Raw genomic sequence first — 16,982 nt, 5'->3', positions numbered from 1 at the left:
TGCCGGGAAAAAGGGGCGGCCCCCCCGGTGATCGCGCCGGTCTCGCGCAGATGGGCCGACAGGTCGCGCATGGCGAGCGCCATGCCGATCGACGCCTCGGTGAAGGGCCGGCCGGTCGGCCCGAGGACGAGGGCCTTCCTGTCGATGCAGCGCGCCGCCAGCGGCACGTCGGAGGTGATCGCGACGTCGCCCTCGCCGATGCGCTCCCCGATCCAGTCGTCGGCGGCGCCGGGCGTCTCGGGCACGACGATCCGGTTGATCCGCGGGTCGTAAGGGCCGCGATGCCAGCGGTTGCTGACGAGATGGACGGTAAGCCCATGGCGCGCCGCGACGCGCAGCACCTCCTCCTTCACGGGGCAGGCGTCGGCGTCGACGTAGATCTCGGTCATGGCGTCCGTCGGAGAAAGAAAACGAAGAAGGGCTGCCCACCGGGCAGCCCTTCGATCGTCAGACCGCGGTCCCGCCGGGACCGCGAGGCACCGCCTCAGGCGACGCGGATCCGCTCGGAGGCGAAGATCCAGGTCACGGCGCCTAGCGCCCGCGGTTCGAGACAATCAGACACTGGATCACCTCCTTTCCGTTGTTGAATACCGAACCCTAATCTGAGGCCTTCGGCATCGGCATGCAAGTGCCGAACGCCGGGCGGCCGGATCATTCCGCGAGAACGTGGGCGAAGCGCTCCAGCGCCGCGTGGCCGTCCGGGGTCAGCGCGTAGCGGCCGCGGCCCTCCCGCGCGAACCAGCCGTAGACGTTCCTCAGCAGGATTGCCCCCGCGCGGTCGACCTCGGCCATGCGGCGGACCGCCGCGACGGCCAGCGGGCCGTCGGCGAGCGCGCGTGCGCAGCGGAGCGCATCCTCGCGGTACGCGGTGACGATCGGGCGGCGCGTCGATCCGCCCGGCGTATGGTCGCCGGCCCGCGCGGCGAACTCCGCCAGCAGCTTCACGCGGCCCACGCGGTCGCGCCGCGGGCGATAGGGACCCGGGTCGGCGTGAACCGCGACCCGGCCGCGGCGGACCGACATCAGGCCGAGGCCGAGCATCCGGCACAGGCGCACGGCGTCGCCGAGACGGCGCGTCCAGGCGGCGTGCGCCCGCGCGGCCGGAGGCTCCGGCACGCACAGCCAGACGAGGTCGGCCACGGCCTGCCGCTCGATGCCCTGGTAGACCAGCTTGAGGCCGAACTCGGCCTTGAGTTCGACCGCGACCGCCTCGTCCGCACGCACCGCGAGTACGTCGCAATGCCCGACCTCTCCCTTCACGGCGAAGCCCAGGCCTTCGAGGAACCGCTTCACCGGCGCATACAGCTCGGTCTCGGCGGGGCGCATGGTACTGCTCAGACCGCCTCGATCGGTGCGTTCGGCACGACGCCCGGCAGCAGGATGCCGCCACGCCCGCCCGGCGTGACCGTCCCGAAGCGCTCGGCGAAGACCGCCGGCAGCGGCCGGGCCGCGGCGGGGGCGAGCCACAGCCGCAGGAGGTGGCGCCTCTTCCCGGGCTCCGGCCAATCCTCGAAGCCGGTACGGTCGTGCAGCAGGGAGTGGTTGTGGACGAGCTGGAGGTCGCCCGGCAGCAGGTCCATCGTGAAGTTCAGGGCCGGGTCGTTCGCCAGCGCGTCGAACAGGTCCAGCGCCTCGGTCAGCTCCGGCGTGAGGCGCGGCGCGTCAGGGAAGCGCTGCGCGGACTCGATGTACTGGCGCTGGTAGATCGCCGTGAGCAGCCCCTCGTGCCAGGAGAAGACGGGGATATCGAAATAGGGCTTCTGGCCCGGCGCGACCTCGCCCCGCCTGTCGGTCGCGATCGGCTGGAACAGCAGGCGCAGCAGGTCGGGCCGTCGCCGGCGCATCTCGTTATGGATCGTGACCGAGCTGACGAGGGCCGATTGCCCGCCGGACTTCGCGGTCCTGAGGCACAGGAGCCCGACCACGTCGCAGGAATCGGTATGATAGGTCTGGCGCTCGCGGGTCTGGTAGATGCGCACCGCCGGGTCGGTCGAGCTGAGGCCCAGGTCCTTGACGTGGCCGAGCAGATGGCCCTTGCCGTTCTGCGAGCGCGCGCTGCCGAGATGGCTGCCGATCCCGAAGAACGCGACGGCGGCTTCCTCGACCGTCCAGCGCTCGACGGGCAGGCCGCGGATCACCGCGAAGCCGCGTCCGTCGAGCACGTCGCCCAGGATGCCGGCCAGCCGCGGCGCGAGGCGGGGCAGGGGGAAGCCGTCGCGCCGGATCGCCGCCACGTCGGTCCCGCGCGCGAGCGTCTTGCGGATAGCGGCCTCGACCTCGGCGATTTCCTCGGGCGACAGCGTCGCCACCCAGTCCCGGCGCCGCGCCATGTCGGGACCGTACCAGGCGGATGGGCCGCCGATCTCCGGTGGCAGTTGAAATTCCGAGCCGCCGCTGCCGCCCATTCCTCGTCCCTTCGCCGTCTTTCCGTCCGATAGAGCGGACTTTAGCATCAGCCGCCGCGCGTGCCACCGCATTCCCGGAGCGCGGCTTCGGCGCGGCGCGCGATGTTCTCCAGGCGGACCAGCAGTTCCTGTTCGCACAGCGCGGCGCGGGCGGCCGTCGCTTCCCTCAGCACCTCGGCCAGGGCGGCCTCGAGTTCCGCTTCGCGTCGGCTCGGCTGCATGTCCCGTCTTCCTATCATTTCGTCCCGGTTCGGCCCGGATGAGTAGCTCCGGAGTCTCCCGGAACCTATTCGAACGTAGTCCTGTTGGGTTCGCCGTCGCACGCATCGGGCCTCCTCGTCGAGATGCCCGGGTCGAGCATGCCAGTTCAAGTGGCGGCGGCGATATCAGACTTTGGTTCTGGAACGCTGAAGGAGAAGAGGTTCACATGCGCTATCCGATTTCAGCTTTTGCTGCAGCTTTGTTGATGGGCGGTGCTTCGGTTGCTTTGGCCCAGACGGATACGTCCTCCATGCCCCAGGGCGATACGGCCGGCCCAGGCATCACCGGCGAGGCGGACACCACCGCCGGCAACAGCCCGCTGCCGAGCGGGTCGACGACCGGTACGGCCGGCGACGCCACGGCCGGGGCCAGCGAGATCCCCGACGCAGCGGCGCCGCTGGGCACGGGCGCGGAAACCGCGGAGAGCGATCCGCTGACCGACGATGCGGGCGCGACCGAGCCCGCCGAGACCCCGGACACCGCCGCCGACATCCCGGATGCCGCGCTGCCTTCGGGGACGGACACGGCCGAGAGCGATCCGCTCATGGATGATGCGGACACGGCCGACACCGCCGCTTCCGGCGGCGCGGGCGGCACGAGCCCGATGAGCGGCGACGCCGCCGCTTCCGGTGGTTCGAGCGGCGCGACGAGCCCGACGACCGGCGACACCGCCGCTTCCAGTGGTTCGAGCGGCACGAGCCCGACGAGCGAAGACACCGCCGCCTCCGGCGGTGCGAGCGGCACCAGCCCGACGACCGGCGATACTGCCGGCGCGGCCGCGGACGCCCCGCAGGGGGAAGAGACCGCGATGAACGAGGAAAGCGTCCGCGTGATGCTGGAAGCGCAGGGCTACCAGAATATCGAGAACGTCCAGAAGGAAGGCGAAGAGTTCACCGCCTCCGCCGAGAAGGACGGGGCGGAGCGCGAACTGAGCATCGACGCCGAAACGGGCGAGATCAGCGAGAACTGAGCGGCAGGCCGCAGGGAGGGGGCGCCGAGCCCCCTCCGCTTTCTGTCGACGTGAAAACGTTCGTGGGGTTGATCCATGTTGAAGTTCATCGGCGGTACAGTCGGAGTCATATTCCTGATCGGCCTGCTCGTCGTGATCGGGCTGCTGGCCCTGATCTTCTAGCCGGGCCGCGATCCCTCCCTCCTCCTCCCCGTCGTTCCCGGCACGGCGTCGACCTGGCCGGACCCGCCCTCGCCGCGGGTACCGGCGCAGACGCGGCAGCCAGCCTGCCGAAATACCGGCCACTTCGCCCTTTCGGCGCGCCACCCCCGGCCGCGGCACCCTGCCGCGCGGCCGGCATCCGCCGGACATCCCCGCCGATTCCCTGCTGATCTCCTGCTGATCTTCTGGCGGTGGAACCACTCGGGCCGAGAGGCATTGTCGCGGATATGACCGAATCATCCGACCACGAGCGCGAGATCCGATTGGAGCAGCAGACGGCACTCGCGCGTTTCGGCGATCTCGCCTTACGCTCGGAAGACCTCGACGAGATCCTGGGCGAAGGATGCCGTCTGGTCGCGACGGGGCTCCGGGCCGAGTGCGCCAAGATGATGGAACTCCGGCCGGATGGCGCGTCGTTCCTGATCCGCGCCGGCGTCGGCTGGAAGCCGGGCGTCGTCGGGCACGCCGTCATCGGTGCCGGACACCGGTCGGCGGCAGGGTTGACGGTCCAGTCGCGCCAGCCGATCGTATCGCCCGACCTCGACCTGGAGACCCGGTTCGAGGTTTCGCAGCTTCTGCGCGACCACGGCATCCGGTCCAGCGTCAACGTGACCGTCGAGGTGGCCGGCACCGGCGCGGTGTACGGCGTGCTGGAGGTCGACGCGCGCGCGCCGCGGCACTACACGGACGACGACATCAGCTTCCTCCACACCCATGCGAACCTGATCGGGGCCGCCGTCGGCCGGATGTGCGGGGTCGCCCTTCTGCGCGACGCCGTCGCGGAAAAGCAGCGGCTGTTGATGGAGCTTCAGCATCGGGTCAAGAACAACCTGCAGGTCATCACGAGCCTGGTCCGCATCCGGACCCGACGGGCCCAATCGCAGGAGGCGCGGGACGAGCTGCACGCGCTCGGCGAGCGCATCGAGGCGCTGCGGCTGGTCCACGACAAGCTCCACGTGACCGGCACCGTCGACTGGATCGACCTTGGCGGCTATGTCGGCGAGCTCGTGTCGGCGCTGTTCAGCTTCAACGGCGAGCGGGTCGCCGACGTGCGGCTCGAGGTCGAGACGGTCCCCCTGGACGTGGCGCCGGAGAAGGCGATACCGCTGGGCCTGATCGTCACCGAGTTCATCACCAACAGCATCAAGCACGCCTTCGACGGCGGACCCGGCCTGATCCGAGTCGAAATCGTGCCGGACGGCAGGAAGGCCAGCCTCGTCCTGCACGACAACGGCAAAGGCACGCCGGAGAACGGCCCCGCGTCCGTCGGTTCGGGCATGCAGCTCATCGACGGGCTCGCCCGGCAGATCGGCGCCGAGCTGCGCTGGGAGCGCGGTACGGGCACCAGGCTCGTCCTGGAGTTCAGCCCGGGGTGAGGCCGGTCCGGCGCTACGCCGCGTCCGAGGGCAGCAGGCCCTGCGCCACGTCCCGGAACCGGCCGGCCGCCACGAGGGCGGTCGCCGCCTCGATGTCGGGCGCGAAGAAACGGTCGCGGTCGTAGGCGGGGACGTCGGCCCGGATCGCCGCCAGCACGCGCTCGAGCGGCGCCGAGCTTGCGAGCGGGCGATGGAACTCGATGCCCTGGGCCGCGGCCAGCAGTTCGATCCCGACGATGCCCGCGACGTTGCCCGCGATGTCGCCGAGGCGGCGCGCCCCATGGGTCGCCATGGAGACGTGGTCCTCCTGGTTGGCCGAGGTCGGCAGGCTGTCGACGCTCGCCGGATGGGCGAGGAGCTTGTTCTCGGACGCCAGCGCCGCCGCGGTCACATGGGCGATCATGAAGCCGGAATTGACGCCGCTGTCGGCGACCAGGAAGGGGGGCAGCCCGCTCATGACCGGGTCGGTCAGCAGCGCGATGCGCCGCTCGGACAGCGCGCCGATCTCGGCCAGCGCCAGGGCCAGCACGTCGGCGGCGAAGGCGACGGGCTCGGCATGGAAGTTGCCGCCCGAGACCACCTCGCCCGTATCCGCGAACACCAGCGGGTTGTCGGAGACGGCGTTCGCCTCGATCCCGAGCGTGCGCGCGGCGTTGCGCATCAGGTCGAGGCAGGCGCCCATTACCTGGGGCTGGCAGCGCAGGGAGTAGGGGTCCTGGACCTTCTCGCAGTCCCGGTGCGAGGCACGGATGGCGCTGTCGGCAAGCAGCGCTCGCAGCCGCGCCGCCACCTCGACCTGCCCCGGCTGGCCGCGGACCTCGTGGATGCGGGCGTCGAAAGGCGCATCGCTGCCCTTGGCTGCCTCGACCGACAGCGCGCCGGCGGCGAGCGCCGCCGCGAAGGCGTCCTCGGCCGCGAACAGGCCCACGAGGGCCAGCGCGGTCGATACCTGGGTCCCGTTCAGCAGCGCCAGCCCTTCCTTGGGGGCGAGGCCGATCGGCTCCAGCCCGGCGCGCGCGAGCGCGTCGGCGGCCGGCAGCACCTCGCCGCCGACGCGCGCACTGCCGACGCCGATCAGGGTCGCGCTCATATGGGCGAGCGGCGCCAGGTCGCCCGAGGCGCCGACCGAGCCCTTGGCCGGAATGCAGGGCAGCACGCCGAGCCGCAGCAGGTCGAGTAGCCGCTCGATCACCTCCGGGCGCACGCCCGAGCAGCCGCGCGCCAGGCTCGCGGCCTTCAGCGTCAGGACCAGCCGCACCGTCGCGTCGTCGAGCAGCGGGCCGATGCCGGTGCTGTGGGACAGGACGAGGTTGCGCTGCAGTTCGGCCAGCCTGTCCTCGGGGATGCGCGTGCTGGCGAGCTTGCCGAAGCCGGTGTTGATGCCGTAGGCGACGCGCCCCTCGTCGACGATGCGGCGCACGACCTCGACCGAGGCGTCGACGGGGCCGCGCCAGCCGGGCGCCAGCGCCGGCACGGCCGGCGTGCGCGCGACGGCGCGGAGCTGGGCGAGCGTGATCCGCCCCGGTTCGAGGACGAGCGTCTCCATCATTTTCCTCCGGGGTTGGCCATCGGCAGGTCCAGGCCCTGCTCGCGGGCGCAGTCGAGCGCGGTCTCGTAGCCGGCGTCGGCGTGGCGCATGACGCCGGTCGCGGGATCGTTCCACAGCACGCGCTCCAGCCGGCGCGCCGCTTCGGGCGTGCCGTCGGCGACGATCACGACGCCGGAGTGCTGGCTGTAGCCCATGCCGACCCCGCCGCCGTGATGCAGGCTGACCCAGGTCGCGCCGGAGGCGCAGTTCAGCAGCGCGTTCAGCAGCGGCCAGTCCGAAACGGCGTCCGAGCCGTCGCGCATGCCCTCGGTCTCGCGGTTCGGGCTCGCGACCGAGCCGCTGTCGAGGTGGTCGCGCCCGATCACCACCGGCGCCTTCAGCTCGCCGCGCGCGACCATCTCGTTGAAGGCGAGGCCGAGCCGGTGCCGGTCGCCGAGGCCGACCCAGCAGATGCGCGCCGGCAGGCCCTGGAAGCGGATGCGCCGGCGCGCCATGTCGAGCCAGTTGTGCAGGTGCCGGTCGTCCGGGAGCAGTTCCTTCACCCGCTCGTCGGTGCGGTAGATGTCCTCGGGGTCGCCGGACAGGGCGGCCCAGCGGAACGGCCCGACGCCGCGGCAGAACAGGGGCCGGATATAGGCCGGGACGAAGCCCGGGAAGTCGAACGCGTCCGCGACCCCGATGTCCTTGGCCATCTGGCGGATGTTGTTGCCGTAGTCGAGCGTCGGCACGCCCGTGCGGTGGAAGTCGAGCATGGCGCGGACCTGGACCGCCATGGATTCCTTCGCGGCGCGCACGACGCCGTCCGGATCGGTGCGCCGGCGCTCCTCGGCCTCGGCGACCGTCCAGCCGGCGGGCAGGTAGCCGTTCAGCGGGTCGTGGGCGCTGGTCTGATCGGTCACCGCGTCCGGCCGGCAGCGCGGGTCGGAAGCCGCGCGGCGCACCAGTTCGGGGAATACCTCGGCGGCGTTGCCGAGCAGGCCGACCGACAGCGCCTCGCCGCGCCCGAGCGCGTCGTGCAGGATGTCGAGCGCCTCGTCGAGGCCGGTCGCCATGCGGTCGAGATAGCCGGTCTCGAGCCGCTTCTCGATCCGGCTCGGCTGGCACTCGACGGCGAGGCAGCCGGCGCCGGCCATGGTCGCCGCCAGCGGCTGCGCCCCGCCCATGCCGCCCAGGCCCCCGGTCAGTATCCAGCGGCCGCGCAGGTCGCCGCCGTAGTGGCGCCGTCCGATCTCGGCGAAGGTCTCGTAGGTGCCCTGCACGATGCCCTGCGAGCCGATGTAGATCCAGGAGCCGGCCGTCATCTGGCCGTACATCATCAGCCCCTTGGCGTCGAGTTCGCGGAAATGCTCCCACGTCGCCCAGCGCGGCACGAGGTTGGAGTTGGCGAGCAGCACGCGCGGCGCGTCGGCATGGGTGCGGAAGACGCCGACCGGCTTGCCCGACTGGACCAGCAGCGTCTGGTCCGCCTCCAGGCGTTCCAGCGCGTCGACGATCGCGGCGTAGCTGTCCCAGTTGCGCGCGGCCTTGCCGATGCCGCCATAGACCACCAGCTCGTCCGGGTTCTCGGCCACGTCGGGGTCGAGGTTGTTCATCAGCATGCGCAGCGCCGCCTCGGTCTGCCAGGACTTCGCGCGCAGTTCGGTCCCCCTCGGGGCGCGGATCACGGGGCGGTTGGCAAGCTGTGTCATGGCCGGTTCGGTCCTCCCTGGCATAGACTTGTATATACAAGTAAACGCATCCTACGGCCCGCCCGGCGTCCCTGTCAAGATGCCGGCCCCCGGCTGCCGACGCGGTAGCGCCCGCCGAGGCTGTAGCGTTCGCCAGGATACCAGAGACGGTTGACCGTCACGACCGCGGTCCCCGACCATGTCCGGCGCCGAAGCAGGAGGCAGGGCGCATCCGGGGCAATCCCGAGGAGGGAGCCGATCTCGGCGCCGGGCCGGACCGCGGTGATGACGTGCTCGACCTCCGTCACCGGCGCGCAGCGCTGGAGATAGTCGTAGGGCGTGGTCCGCTCGAAGTCCTGCTCCAGATAGGCGGGCGCCATCCCGGGGTTGACGTGGCGCTCCTCGACCTGGACCGGCTCGCCGTTCTCGCGATGGACGATCAGGGAGCGGAACACGGTGCGCAGGCCGGCCGCCTCGAACTCGCGCGCCAGGTCGCGCCCGGGCCTGGTCTTCTCCAGAGCCAGGACGGCGCTGGAATGACGGTGGCCGCGGGCCCGGATCTCCTCGGCGATGTCCCTGACCTCCATCAGCGCCGACTGCGGCCGGGTCGCGGCGACGAAGGTGCCCACACCCTGGACGCGGACCAGGACGCCGGCCGAGGTCAGCTCGCGCAGCGCGCGGTGGACGGTCATGCGCGACACGCCGAGCTGCTGGACGAGGTCGTTCTCCGACGGCAGCTTGTGCTCCGCGATCCACTCCCCCGACCCGATCCGGCCGAGGATGTAGCCCTTCACGCGTTCGTAGAGAGGGCTGGCGGCGTCGGGAAGCGGCATCGTCGGTCTCCGGGCAGGCGGTCCCGGGCGGAGACCGCCTCGCCTGTATATACTACCGGGAGACCGCCGCCACCGTCGGCTCGGGTCAGCTCAGGCCCGTCACCGGCAGCGCCGCGCCGTGGACCGCGCGGGCCGCGTCGGAGGCGAGGAACGCGATCACCGCCGCCAGGTCGGCGGGCGCCACCCAGTGCGAGGGATCGGCGTCCGGCATCGCCGCACGGTTCTCGGGCGTGTCGATGATGCTCGGCAGCACGCAGTTGACGTTGACGTTGCGGGACCTGAGCTCGGCCGACATCGTCTCGGTCAGCCGGATCACGCCGCTCTTGGCCGCGACATAGGCGCCCATGTGGGCGGAGCCGCGCAGCGCGGCGTTGGCGCCGACGTTGACGATGCGCCCGCCGCCGGCGTCCAGCATGCGCGGCACCACCGCCCGGCACGCGTTCAGCAGCGTGCGCAGGTTCAGGTCCTGCATCAGGTCCCAGGCCGCGTCGGGGATGGCGTGCACGGGCTCGCCCATGTGGAAGCCGCCGGCGAGGTTGCACAGCACGTCGATGCGCCCGAAGCGCGCGGCGGCGGTCCCGACCGCGTCTTCCGCCGACGCCCGGTCCAGCAGGTCGGCGGCGAGCGCCACGCGCCCCTCGCCGTCGGGGCCGAACGCCGCCGCGAGATCCTCCGCGCGCCGGTCCAGCAGCACGAGCGAGGCGCCGCGCTCGGCGAAGGCGGCGGCGGCCGCCCGGCCGAGATTGCCCGCGGCGCCGGTGACGACGACCGTGCGGCCGGTGAATTTCATCGTTCCTTCTCCTTTCCCAGGCCCCTTCCTCAGGCGGCCTGCCGCTTGGCGGCGTGGTATTCCCCGGTGCCGCGCGTCAGCACCTCGTCGCTCTCCAGCACGTCGCCGGGATCGTGGTCCGGCTGGCCCTTCACCGCCTCGTAGACCGGGCCGAAATCGACCTCCGAGAGCCGGAGCAGCTCGTCGAAGCTGTCGATCACGAAATAGGTCTCCTGGAAGTCGTCGATGCGGTACTGGGTCCGCATCACCCGGGCGAGGTCGAAGCGGATGCGGTTCGGCGACGGGCTGTCGAGCGAGAAGCGCGTCTCGGTGAAGGACGACGCGATGCCGGCCCCGTAGATGCGCATGCCTTCGGGGGCGCGGATCAGCCCGAACTCGACCGTGTACCAGTAGACCCGCGCGAGGTTGGGCAGCACGCCCAGCTTCTGCGCGCGCAGGCCGCCCTCGCCGTAGGCCTGCATGTAGTCGGCGAAGGCCGGCTGCAGCAGCAGCGGGACATGGCCGAACACGTCGTGGAAGACGTCCGGCTCCTCCAGGTAGTCGAGCTCCTCGGGCTTGCGGATGAAGTGCCCGGCCGGGAACCGGCGGTTGGCGAGATGGTCGAAGAAGACCTCGTCCGGGACCAGCCCCGGCACCGCGACCACCTGCCAGCCGGTCCGCTGCATCAGCACGTCGCTGAGCCGGCGGAAGTCGGGGATGCGGTCGGTCGGGAAGGCCAGGTCCGCCATGCCGGACACGAACTCCTGGCAGGTGCGGCCGGGCAGCAGCTTGGCCTGGCGCTCGTACAGGGTCTTCCAGACCCCGTGCTCCTCGGCGGTGTAGGAGTCCCAGCCCTGGTCGATCGTCCAATCCGCGCGCTCGGGGCGGGCCGTCTCGCCCGCGGCGGCACCGTGCTTGGTCTTGCCGGGCTTGGTGTTGCCGGTCATGGCATGGCTCCCTTTCGGTCAGTTCCGACCATGATACTCTTGCCTGCCGGTCCGATCCGGCCCAATTTGGGCCATATGGGCGTCTACTCGGTCATGTTGTGACCATGAACCTGGATAAGATAGAGGAAAAATGACTATCAGCCGGAAAGCGGCGAAGCCGCGCCCGCTGTCGGAGGCGGATCGCCGCATCCTGCGCGTGCTGCAGACCGAGGGCCGCATCCCGAACGTCGAGCTGGCGGAGCGCGTCGGCATGGCGCCGTCGCCGTGCCTGCGCCGGGTCAAGGCGCTGGAGGCCGACGGCATCATCAAGGGCTACGAGGCGCGGATCAGCCGCCGGGCCGTCGGCTTCGGCGTCCTGGCCTTCGTGCAGGTCAACCTGGCGCGCCACACCGACGAGGAGGCCGGCCGGTTCGAGGAGGAGGTCGCCCGCCTCGAGGAGGTGACGGAATGCCACGCGCTGACGGGCGACTACGATTTCCTGCTGCGCATCGTCGCGCGCGACCTCGACGACCTCGCCGATTCGATCATGCGGCGGCTGCTGCGCCTGCCCGGGCTGAAGGACGTCCGCTCCTCGATCGTGCTGGACGTCGTCAAGGACGCGCCGCCGGTGCCGGTCGCCCTGATCGCGTGACGGTCAGACCAGCATGTCCCACGCGCCCTGGCCGAGATAGGCCAGCGCCGTCATCGTGATGATGCGCCGGCTCCACAGCCGGAAGACGGCCTCGTCCATGCGGTCCAGCACGCCGCGGGCCAGGGTCGTGCCGGCGACGGCGACCGTCACCGCCAGCAGGACCACCGGCGCGTCCGGCAGGCCGGCCCCGGCCAGCCCGCCGAAATAGACGAGCTTCAGGCCGTGGCCGAAGCTCTGCGTCAGCGCCTTGGTCGCGACGACCGCGCGCCGGTCGAGGCCGCTGTCGTGGAAGAAGACGTCGAGCACCGGTCCCGAGACGCCGGCCAGGAGCTGCAGCGCCGTGCAGACCGCGCCGCAGAGCAGCGCGTTGCCGCGGCGCGCGACGTTGGGCGCCAGCCGCTCGGGCAGGAGGCGCACGGCGAAGGGCATCGCGCCCAGCACCACGAGCACCACCGCCTTGTCGGGGACGAGGCGCAGGCTCGCGAACGCCGCCAGCGCCAGCAGGCCGCCGGCGGCATAGCCGGCCGCGACCGGCCATGCGACGTGGCGCCGCCACAGCCAGGCGCGCCAGCCGTTGGCGGCGAGCTGCGTCACGCCATGCAGCACCATGGCCTGGGCCACCGGCAGCATCAGCAGCAGGACGCCCATCAGGATCATGCCGCCGGCCATGCCGAACAGGCCCGACAGGAACGAGGTGGCCAGGATCGCGCCGGCAAGGCCGGACAGCAGGGGCAGGCTCAGCATTCTTGGTCCTCGTCGCAGGCGATCCCTGGCATGATGCTGCCTGGCATGATGCTGACGGTATCCGGCCTATCCGGCAAACGCCGTTATGTCGGGCTGGGCATCAGGAAAACTGAGGGTGGGGTATGCAGCGCCTGCCGTCCCTGAACGGCCTCCGGGCCTTCGAGGCCGCCGCCCGGCTCGGCAGCTTCGCCGCCGCGGCGGCCGAGCTGAACGTGACGCCCGCGGCCGTCAGCCGGCTCGTCCGCCTGCTGGAGGAAAGGCTGGGCTTCGCCTTGTTCGAGCGCCGGCCGAACGGTCTCGCGCCGACGGCCCAGGGTGCCGCCTACGGCCCGGGGCTGACCCAGGCTTTCGACGCGGTCGCCCGCCTGACGGCGGAGGTGGCGGCGCTGCGCCGGGAACCGGTCCTGACGCTGGCGGTCGGGCCGACCTTCGCGATGCGCTGGCTCGTGCCCCGGCTGGTCGGGTTCCAAGCCCGCCATCCCGACGTGGAGGTCCGCCTGGTCACGGTGCTGGGCGGTTCGACGGGGCGGGTGGTGCTGCGCGACGACTGGACGGCGGCGATCCGGCTCGGCGACGGCGACTGGCCGGACCTGGCGGCGACGCCGCTGTTCGCGCCGGACCTGTTCCCGGTCTGCACGCCCGCGGTCGCCCGCGGCCTCGCGCGGCCGGCCGACCTCGCCTCGGCGGTCCTGCTGCGCGTCGCGCATGCGCGCGACGACTGGCGGCTGTGGCTCGACGCCGCCGGGGCGCCGGAGTTCGACGCCGGGCACGGCCCGCTGTTCGACCATTACGGGCTGGCGCTCCAGGCGGCGCTGGACGGGATGGGGGTGGCGATCGGCCTCGGACCCTACGTCGTCGACGACCTCGCCGCCGGCCGCCTCGTGGCGCCCTTCGCGGTCTCGGTGCCGAAGGGGCGCGCCTGGTATCTGGTGCACCGTCCCTCGGCCGGCGACGCGCCGGCGCTGGCGGCGTTCCGGGACTGGCTGCTGGAGGCGGCGCGCGCCGGTCCCGGCGGCGGGCGGCGGGCGGGAGCCTAGGACCGGGCTTCGATCGCGTCGGCGACGTCGTCCGCCATCTTCAGCGTCCTCACGATCACCGGCACCGCGAGGGCGACGATGCTCCGGTTCAGGCCGCGCGCCTCCTGCGCCTCCCGGACCTCGCGGGTCACGGCCGAGACGACGGGAATGAAGCGCAGGGCGAGCGACAGGGCGAGGCTGACCTTGCCCGGATCGATCCCCAGGACGGCGAGGGGGCGCAGGCCCGCCTCGATCGCCTCGATCATCGCCGAGGCGCGCGTCGTCATGGTCACGAGGGCGGCAAGCTGGATCAGGATCGCGAACCGCAGGATCGCCACGAAGCCGGCCGCCCAGCCGTCGACGAGCACCTGGACGACGAAGATCGCCAGAAGCAGCCACAGGGCCGGCCGCGCCTGCGAGGCGGCCTGGCGCCACGGTATCCGGGCCAGCGCGTACAGCGCCAGGACCGCCGCCAGACAGCCCAGGAGCAGCCGCCAGTCCGAGAGGGCGAACATCGCCGTGCCGACGACGACGAGGGAGGCGACCTTGACGCCCGGGGGCAGCCGGTGGATGGGCGTGTCCGCGTGGAAGTAGAGGCCGAGGCTCACGCCATCATCTCCACGTAGCGCCTGAGCGCCGGCGAGGGCGCGTCGTCCACCTCGACCCGGCCGCCCTCGAACACGATGACCCGGTCGAAGTCGGCGAGGAGGTCGAGGTCGTGGGAGACGACGACGACGGTCTGGGCCAGCTCGCGGATCGCCTGGGCGACGCGCCGCTTGTTCCTGAGGTCCAGGAGCGTCGTCGGCTCGTCGAAGACCACGTATTCGGGTTCCATCACCAGCACGCTCGATATCGCGAGGAGCTGCTTCTGCCCGCCGCTCAGCAGATGCGAGGGATGGTGGCGGAACTCGGTCAGGCCGTAGCGGGCCAGCACGCCGTCGATCCGCTCGCTCATGGCGTCCCGGCCCAGCCGGAGGTTCTTCAGGCCGAACGCCAGATCCTCCTCGACGACCGGGAAGACGATCTGGTTGTCGGGGTTCTGGAAGACGAAGCCAACCTTCCGGCGGACGTCGCGGCCATGTGTCCGGGTGTCGAGCCCGTCCACCAGCACCCGGCCGCGCGTCGGCAATTGCAGGCCGTTCAGGAGGCGCGCGAAGGTGCTCTTGCCCGAGCCGTTGCTGCCGACGATCGCGATCCGCCTTTCGCGCAAGGCGAGGTCGACGTCCTTGAGCACCTGCCGGTCGCCGAAGGCGTGGCTGACGTCCCGCAACTCGATCATGGCGTTCGCGGCGGCAGCGGCGTCGTCACGGAGTACCCGCCAGTTCCCGGCCCCGGATGCCGGGGATCAGGGGATAGGACCGTTTCACCGCGAGCGCCACGACGGCGGTCAGCACGATCTTGACGACGTCTCCGGGAATGAACGCCGCGGACGAGGCCGCCACGGTGGCGAGGGGCGCCCCGGCGACGGCGGCGATCCAGAGGATGCCGATCGGATAGAGCACGACGATGCCGGCGAAGGCGAGGAACGAGACCGCATGCAGGAAGGTCAGGCGGGCCCAGTACCGCTCGAACAGCCAGCCGGTGACGAAGGCGGTCAGGGGCCAGGCGAACAGGAAGCCCGCGCTGGGGCCGAGGAACACGGCGAAACCGCCCCTGCCGCCCGCCAGGAGCGGGAGGCCGGCCGCCACCAGCACCAGGAACAGCACGAGCGCCAGGGCGCCGCGCCTGGCGCCGAGGATCGAGCCGGCGAGCATGGCGCCCATGGACTGGGCGGTGATCGGGACGCCGATGACGGGAAGCGTCACGGGCGGGAACACGCCCAGCGCGGCGGTGAGGGCCGCGAAGAGGGCGATATGGACGATGTCCTTGGTGTTCATGGCTGTGCTCATGGCGAAATGCTCCGGTTGGCGGCGGACGTCACAGCCCGAGGGTGGTCCGCAAGGTCGTGCGATAGCGCTCGGACAGGCGGAAATCCTCCGCGCCCTCGATCAGGAACTCGGCGTAGCCGGGCCGGCAGCCCGTGCCGGGCAGGCAGTCCGGGTCTACGTAGACCAGCGCCTCGACCCGGCGGCCGTCGGCGAGCCGGACCGTCATCTCGTGCTTGGCATAGCGGCCGGCCGCCACGCCCTCGAAGCCGTCGAGGCTCGCCTCGTCCTCGGCGGAGATGGTCCACACCACGCCCTCGACCGAGGAGCCCTGCCGCGGCGCCACCGTCGCCACGCCGCGCCCGTTGATCACCAGCGCGTGGCCGTCGAGTTCGCCGACGCCGACCGGCGCGTGGCCGGCGCAGCGCGCATCCATGCGGCGTCGGCTCATGTTCGAGCCGTAGGCGAAATAGTGGCGCATCCCGGCCGTCTCCGTGGCATCGTCGTTGGCGGCGCAGACCATAGAACGAAGGTGGCGCGAATGGAAAGGAAGTGGAGGTCGCTGGCGCTGCTGGCCCTGGCCGAGGTGCTGGCGCTGGCCCTCTGGTTCTCCGCGACCGCCGTCGTCCCCGAACTGCGCGCCGAGGCGGGCCTCGACGCGTTCACGGCGTCGCTGTTCACCAGCGCCGTCCAGGGCGGCTTCGTCGCCGGGACGCTCGCCAGCGCCGTGCTCGGCCTGGCCGACCGGCTCGACCCCCGCCGCCTGTTCATGGCTTCCGCCCTGGCCGCGGCCGCAGCCAACGCGTCGATCCTGCTGGTCGAGCCCACCTCGGCGCTGGTCCCGGCGGCCCGCTTCGCGACCGGCCTGTGCATGGCGGGGATCTATCCCGTCGGCATGAAGCTGGCGTCCACCTGGGCCAAGGGCGATCTGGGCCTGCTGGTCGGGCTGCTGGTGGGGGCGCTCACCCTCGGTTCCGCCTCGCCGCATCTCTTCAACGCGCTGGGCGGGGTCGACTGGCGCTTCACGATCGCCGCCACCTCGGCGTCCGCGGTCCTGGCCGGGGTGCTGGTCAACTTCGCGCAGGTCGGCCCGAACGTCGCCAAGGCGCAGCGGTTCGAGCCGGGCTTCGCGCTGCGGGCCTGGACCGTGCCGCCGCTGCGCCTCGCCAATCTCGGCTATCTCGGCCACATGTGGGAGCTCTACGCGATGTGGGCCTGGATCGCGGTGTTCCTCCAGGCCAGCTTCGCGCAGACCCTGCCGGAGGGAGACGCCGCCGCGCTGGCACGGCTTGCCGCATTCGCGACCGTCGCCGCCGGCGCCGTCGGCTGCCTCGCCGGCGGGGCGGCGGCCGACCGCTGGGGCCGCACGACCCTGACCGTCGCGGCACTGGCGGTCAGCGGCGCGTGCTCGCTGCTGGCGGGCACCCTGTTCGGGGCCCATCCGGCCCTGCTGGTCGCCTTCTGCCTCGTCTGGGGAGCCAGCATCGTCGCCGATTCGGCCCAGTTCTCCGCCAGCGTCGCCGAGTTGTCGGACCGCGGGCTCGTCGGCACCATGCTCACGGTCCAGACCTGCGCGGGTTTCCTGCTGACGCTGCTGACGATCCACCTGGTGCCGCTGGCCGCCGAGCTTGTCGGCTGGCGCTGGGCCTTCACGTTCCTGGCGCTCGGCCCCGCGGCCGGGATCTGGGCCATGCTGCGCCTGCGCGCCCGGCCGGAGGCGGCTCTGCTCGCGGGCGGGCGCCGCTGAC

The 16,982-nt window shown here is 71.9% G+C and carries 20 protein-coding genes; 6 read left to right on the top strand and 14 right to left on the bottom strand.

Going from position 1 to position 16,982, the window contains the following annotated elements:
* From VGO20_RS03720 to VGO20_RS03705, 4 genes are all read right to left on the bottom strand, one after another.
* Positions 1 to 389: YaiI/YqxD family protein (locus tag VGO20_RS03720; RefSeq protein ID WP_327500944.1), on the bottom strand; the 389-nt coding region annotated here is incomplete at its 3' end.
* 262 nt (positions 390 to 651) lie between these two features.
* Positions 652 to 1,326 (bottom strand): DUF2161 family putative PD-(D/E)XK-type phosphodiesterase, encoded by a 675-nt coding sequence (locus tag VGO20_RS03715; protein WP_327500943.1) that lies wholly within the window; start codon positions 1,324 to 1,326, stop codon positions 652 to 654.
* Between the two features lie 8 nt (positions 1,327 to 1,334).
* Positions 1,335 to 2,405: a TauD/TfdA family dioxygenase gene (locus VGO20_RS03710; protein ID WP_327500942.1), complete on the bottom strand. Its 1,071-nt coding sequence runs from the start codon at positions 2,403 to 2,405 to the stop codon at positions 1,335 to 1,337.
* A 47-nt stretch (positions 2,406 to 2,452) separates the two neighbouring features.
* Complete coding sequence (locus VGO20_RS03705) at positions 2,453 to 2,626, bottom strand: hypothetical protein (protein ID WP_327500941.1); 174 nt, start codon at positions 2,624 to 2,626, stop codon at positions 2,453 to 2,455.
* Between the two features lie 206 nt (positions 2,627 to 2,832).
* Between VGO20_RS03705 and VGO20_RS03700 the strand changes: the two genes are divergently transcribed.
* From VGO20_RS03700 to VGO20_RS03695, 3 genes are all read left to right on the top strand, one after another.
* Positions 2,833 to 3,636 carry a PepSY domain-containing protein gene (locus VGO20_RS03700; protein WP_327500940.1) on the top strand — a complete coding sequence of 268 codons (804 nt, stop codon included), beginning with the start codon at positions 2,833 to 2,835 and terminating at the stop codon, positions 3,634 to 3,636.
* A gap of 75 nt (positions 3,637 to 3,711) precedes the next feature.
* On the top strand, positions 3,712 to 3,798 hold the full coding sequence (locus VGO20_RS28690) for a small membrane protein YohP (RefSeq protein ID WP_152527856.1): 87 nt from the start codon (positions 3,712 to 3,714) through the stop codon (positions 3,796 to 3,798).
* 266 nt (positions 3,799 to 4,064) lie between these two features.
* Positions 4,065 to 5,213 (top strand): sensor histidine kinase, encoded by a 1,149-nt coding sequence (locus tag VGO20_RS03695; RefSeq protein ID WP_327500939.1) that lies wholly within the window; start codon positions 4,065 to 4,067, stop codon positions 5,211 to 5,213.
* A 13-nt stretch (positions 5,214 to 5,226) separates the two neighbouring features.
* Here VGO20_RS03695 and hutH read toward each other — a convergent pair whose 3' ends face one another.
* The 5 genes from hutH to phhA form a co-directional block, all read right to left on the bottom strand.
* Complete coding sequence (gene hutH, locus VGO20_RS03690; RefSeq protein ID WP_327500938.1) at positions 5,227 to 6,762, bottom strand: histidine ammonia-lyase; 1,536 nt, start codon at positions 6,760 to 6,762, stop codon at positions 5,227 to 5,229.
* Positions 6,759 to 8,450 carry a urocanate hydratase gene (gene hutU, locus VGO20_RS03685; protein WP_327500937.1) on the bottom strand — a complete coding sequence of 564 codons (1,692 nt, stop codon included), beginning with the start codon at positions 8,448 to 8,450 and terminating at the stop codon, positions 6,759 to 6,761. Before hutU ends, hutH begins: the two co-directional genes overlap by 4 nt.
* Positions 8,451 to 8,524: 74 nt before the next feature.
* Positions 8,525 to 9,262 carry a histidine utilization repressor gene (gene hutC, locus VGO20_RS03680; RefSeq protein ID WP_327500936.1) on the bottom strand — a complete coding sequence of 246 codons (738 nt, stop codon included), beginning with the start codon at positions 9,260 to 9,262 and terminating at the stop codon, positions 8,525 to 8,527.
* 85 nt (positions 9,263 to 9,347) lie between these two features.
* The gene (locus tag VGO20_RS03675; RefSeq protein ID WP_327500935.1) at positions 9,348 to 10,052 is read right to left on the bottom strand and encodes an SDR family oxidoreductase; all 705 of its coding nucleotides are present in this window, start codon (positions 10,050 to 10,052) and stop codon (positions 9,348 to 9,350) included.
* 29 nt (positions 10,053 to 10,081) lie between these two features.
* Positions 10,082 to 10,978 (bottom strand): phenylalanine 4-monooxygenase, encoded by an 897-nt coding sequence (phhA, locus tag VGO20_RS03670; protein ID WP_327500934.1) that lies wholly within the window; start codon positions 10,976 to 10,978, stop codon positions 10,082 to 10,084.
* Between the two features lie 130 nt (positions 10,979 to 11,108).
* On the opposite strand from phhA, the gene VGO20_RS03665 reads away from it, so the two are divergent.
* Complete coding sequence (locus VGO20_RS03665) at positions 11,109 to 11,609, top strand: Lrp/AsnC family transcriptional regulator (RefSeq protein WP_327500933.1); 501 nt, start codon at positions 11,109 to 11,111, stop codon at positions 11,607 to 11,609.
* Between the two features lie 3 nt (positions 11,610 to 11,612).
* On the opposite strand, the gene VGO20_RS03660 is transcribed toward VGO20_RS03665, so the two are convergent.
* On the bottom strand, positions 11,613 to 12,353 hold the full coding sequence (locus VGO20_RS03660; RefSeq protein WP_327500932.1) for a TSUP family transporter: 741 nt from the start codon (positions 12,351 to 12,353) through the stop codon (positions 11,613 to 11,615).
* Positions 12,354 to 12,475: 122 nt separating this feature from the next.
* Between VGO20_RS03660 and gcvA the strand changes: the two genes are divergently transcribed.
* Complete coding sequence (gcvA, locus tag VGO20_RS03655; protein WP_327500931.1) at positions 12,476 to 13,390, top strand: transcriptional regulator GcvA; 915 nt, start codon at positions 12,476 to 12,478, stop codon at positions 13,388 to 13,390.
* On the opposite strand, the gene VGO20_RS03650 is transcribed toward gcvA, so the two are convergent.
* The 4 genes from VGO20_RS03650 to VGO20_RS03635 are packed head-to-tail and all read right to left on the bottom strand — an operon-like array spanning position 13,387 to position 15,715.
* Positions 13,387 to 13,977: an energy-coupling factor transporter transmembrane component T family protein gene (locus tag VGO20_RS03650; RefSeq protein WP_327500930.1), complete on the bottom strand. Its 591-nt coding sequence runs from the start codon at positions 13,975 to 13,977 to the stop codon at positions 13,387 to 13,389. The genes gcvA and VGO20_RS03650 overlap by 4 nt on opposite strands.
* On the bottom strand, positions 13,974 to 14,648 hold the full coding sequence (locus VGO20_RS03645; RefSeq protein WP_327500929.1) for an energy-coupling factor ABC transporter ATP-binding protein: 675 nt from the start codon (positions 14,646 to 14,648) through the stop codon (positions 13,974 to 13,976). Before VGO20_RS03645 ends, VGO20_RS03650 begins: the two co-directional genes overlap by 4 nt.
* A 25-nt stretch (positions 14,649 to 14,673) precedes the next feature.
* Positions 14,674 to 15,258 carry a biotin transporter BioY gene (locus tag VGO20_RS03640; protein ID WP_327500928.1) on the bottom strand — a complete coding sequence of 195 codons (585 nt, stop codon included), beginning with the start codon at positions 15,256 to 15,258 and terminating at the stop codon, positions 14,674 to 14,676.
* Positions 15,259 to 15,286: 28 nt separating this feature from the next.
* Complete coding sequence (locus tag VGO20_RS03635) at positions 15,287 to 15,715, bottom strand: gamma-glutamylcyclotransferase family protein (protein ID WP_327500927.1); 429 nt, start codon at positions 15,713 to 15,715, stop codon at positions 15,287 to 15,289.
* 60 nt (positions 15,716 to 15,775) lie between these two features.
* On the opposite strand from VGO20_RS03635, the gene VGO20_RS03630 reads away from it, so the two are divergent.
* Positions 15,776 to 16,981, top strand: coding sequence for an MFS transporter (locus VGO20_RS03630; RefSeq protein WP_327500926.1), 1,206 nt, complete (start codon positions 15,776 to 15,778; stop codon positions 16,979 to 16,981).
* Position 16,982 lies beyond the last annotated feature (1 nt).

The organism is Arenibaculum sp., assembly GCF_035998295.1.
Taxonomy (GTDB): Bacteria; Pseudomonadota; Alphaproteobacteria; order Azospirillales; family Azospirillaceae; genus DASYHS01.
Note: the sequence above shows the minus strand (reverse complement) of the source record. Positions and strands in the feature narration are given on the sequence as shown.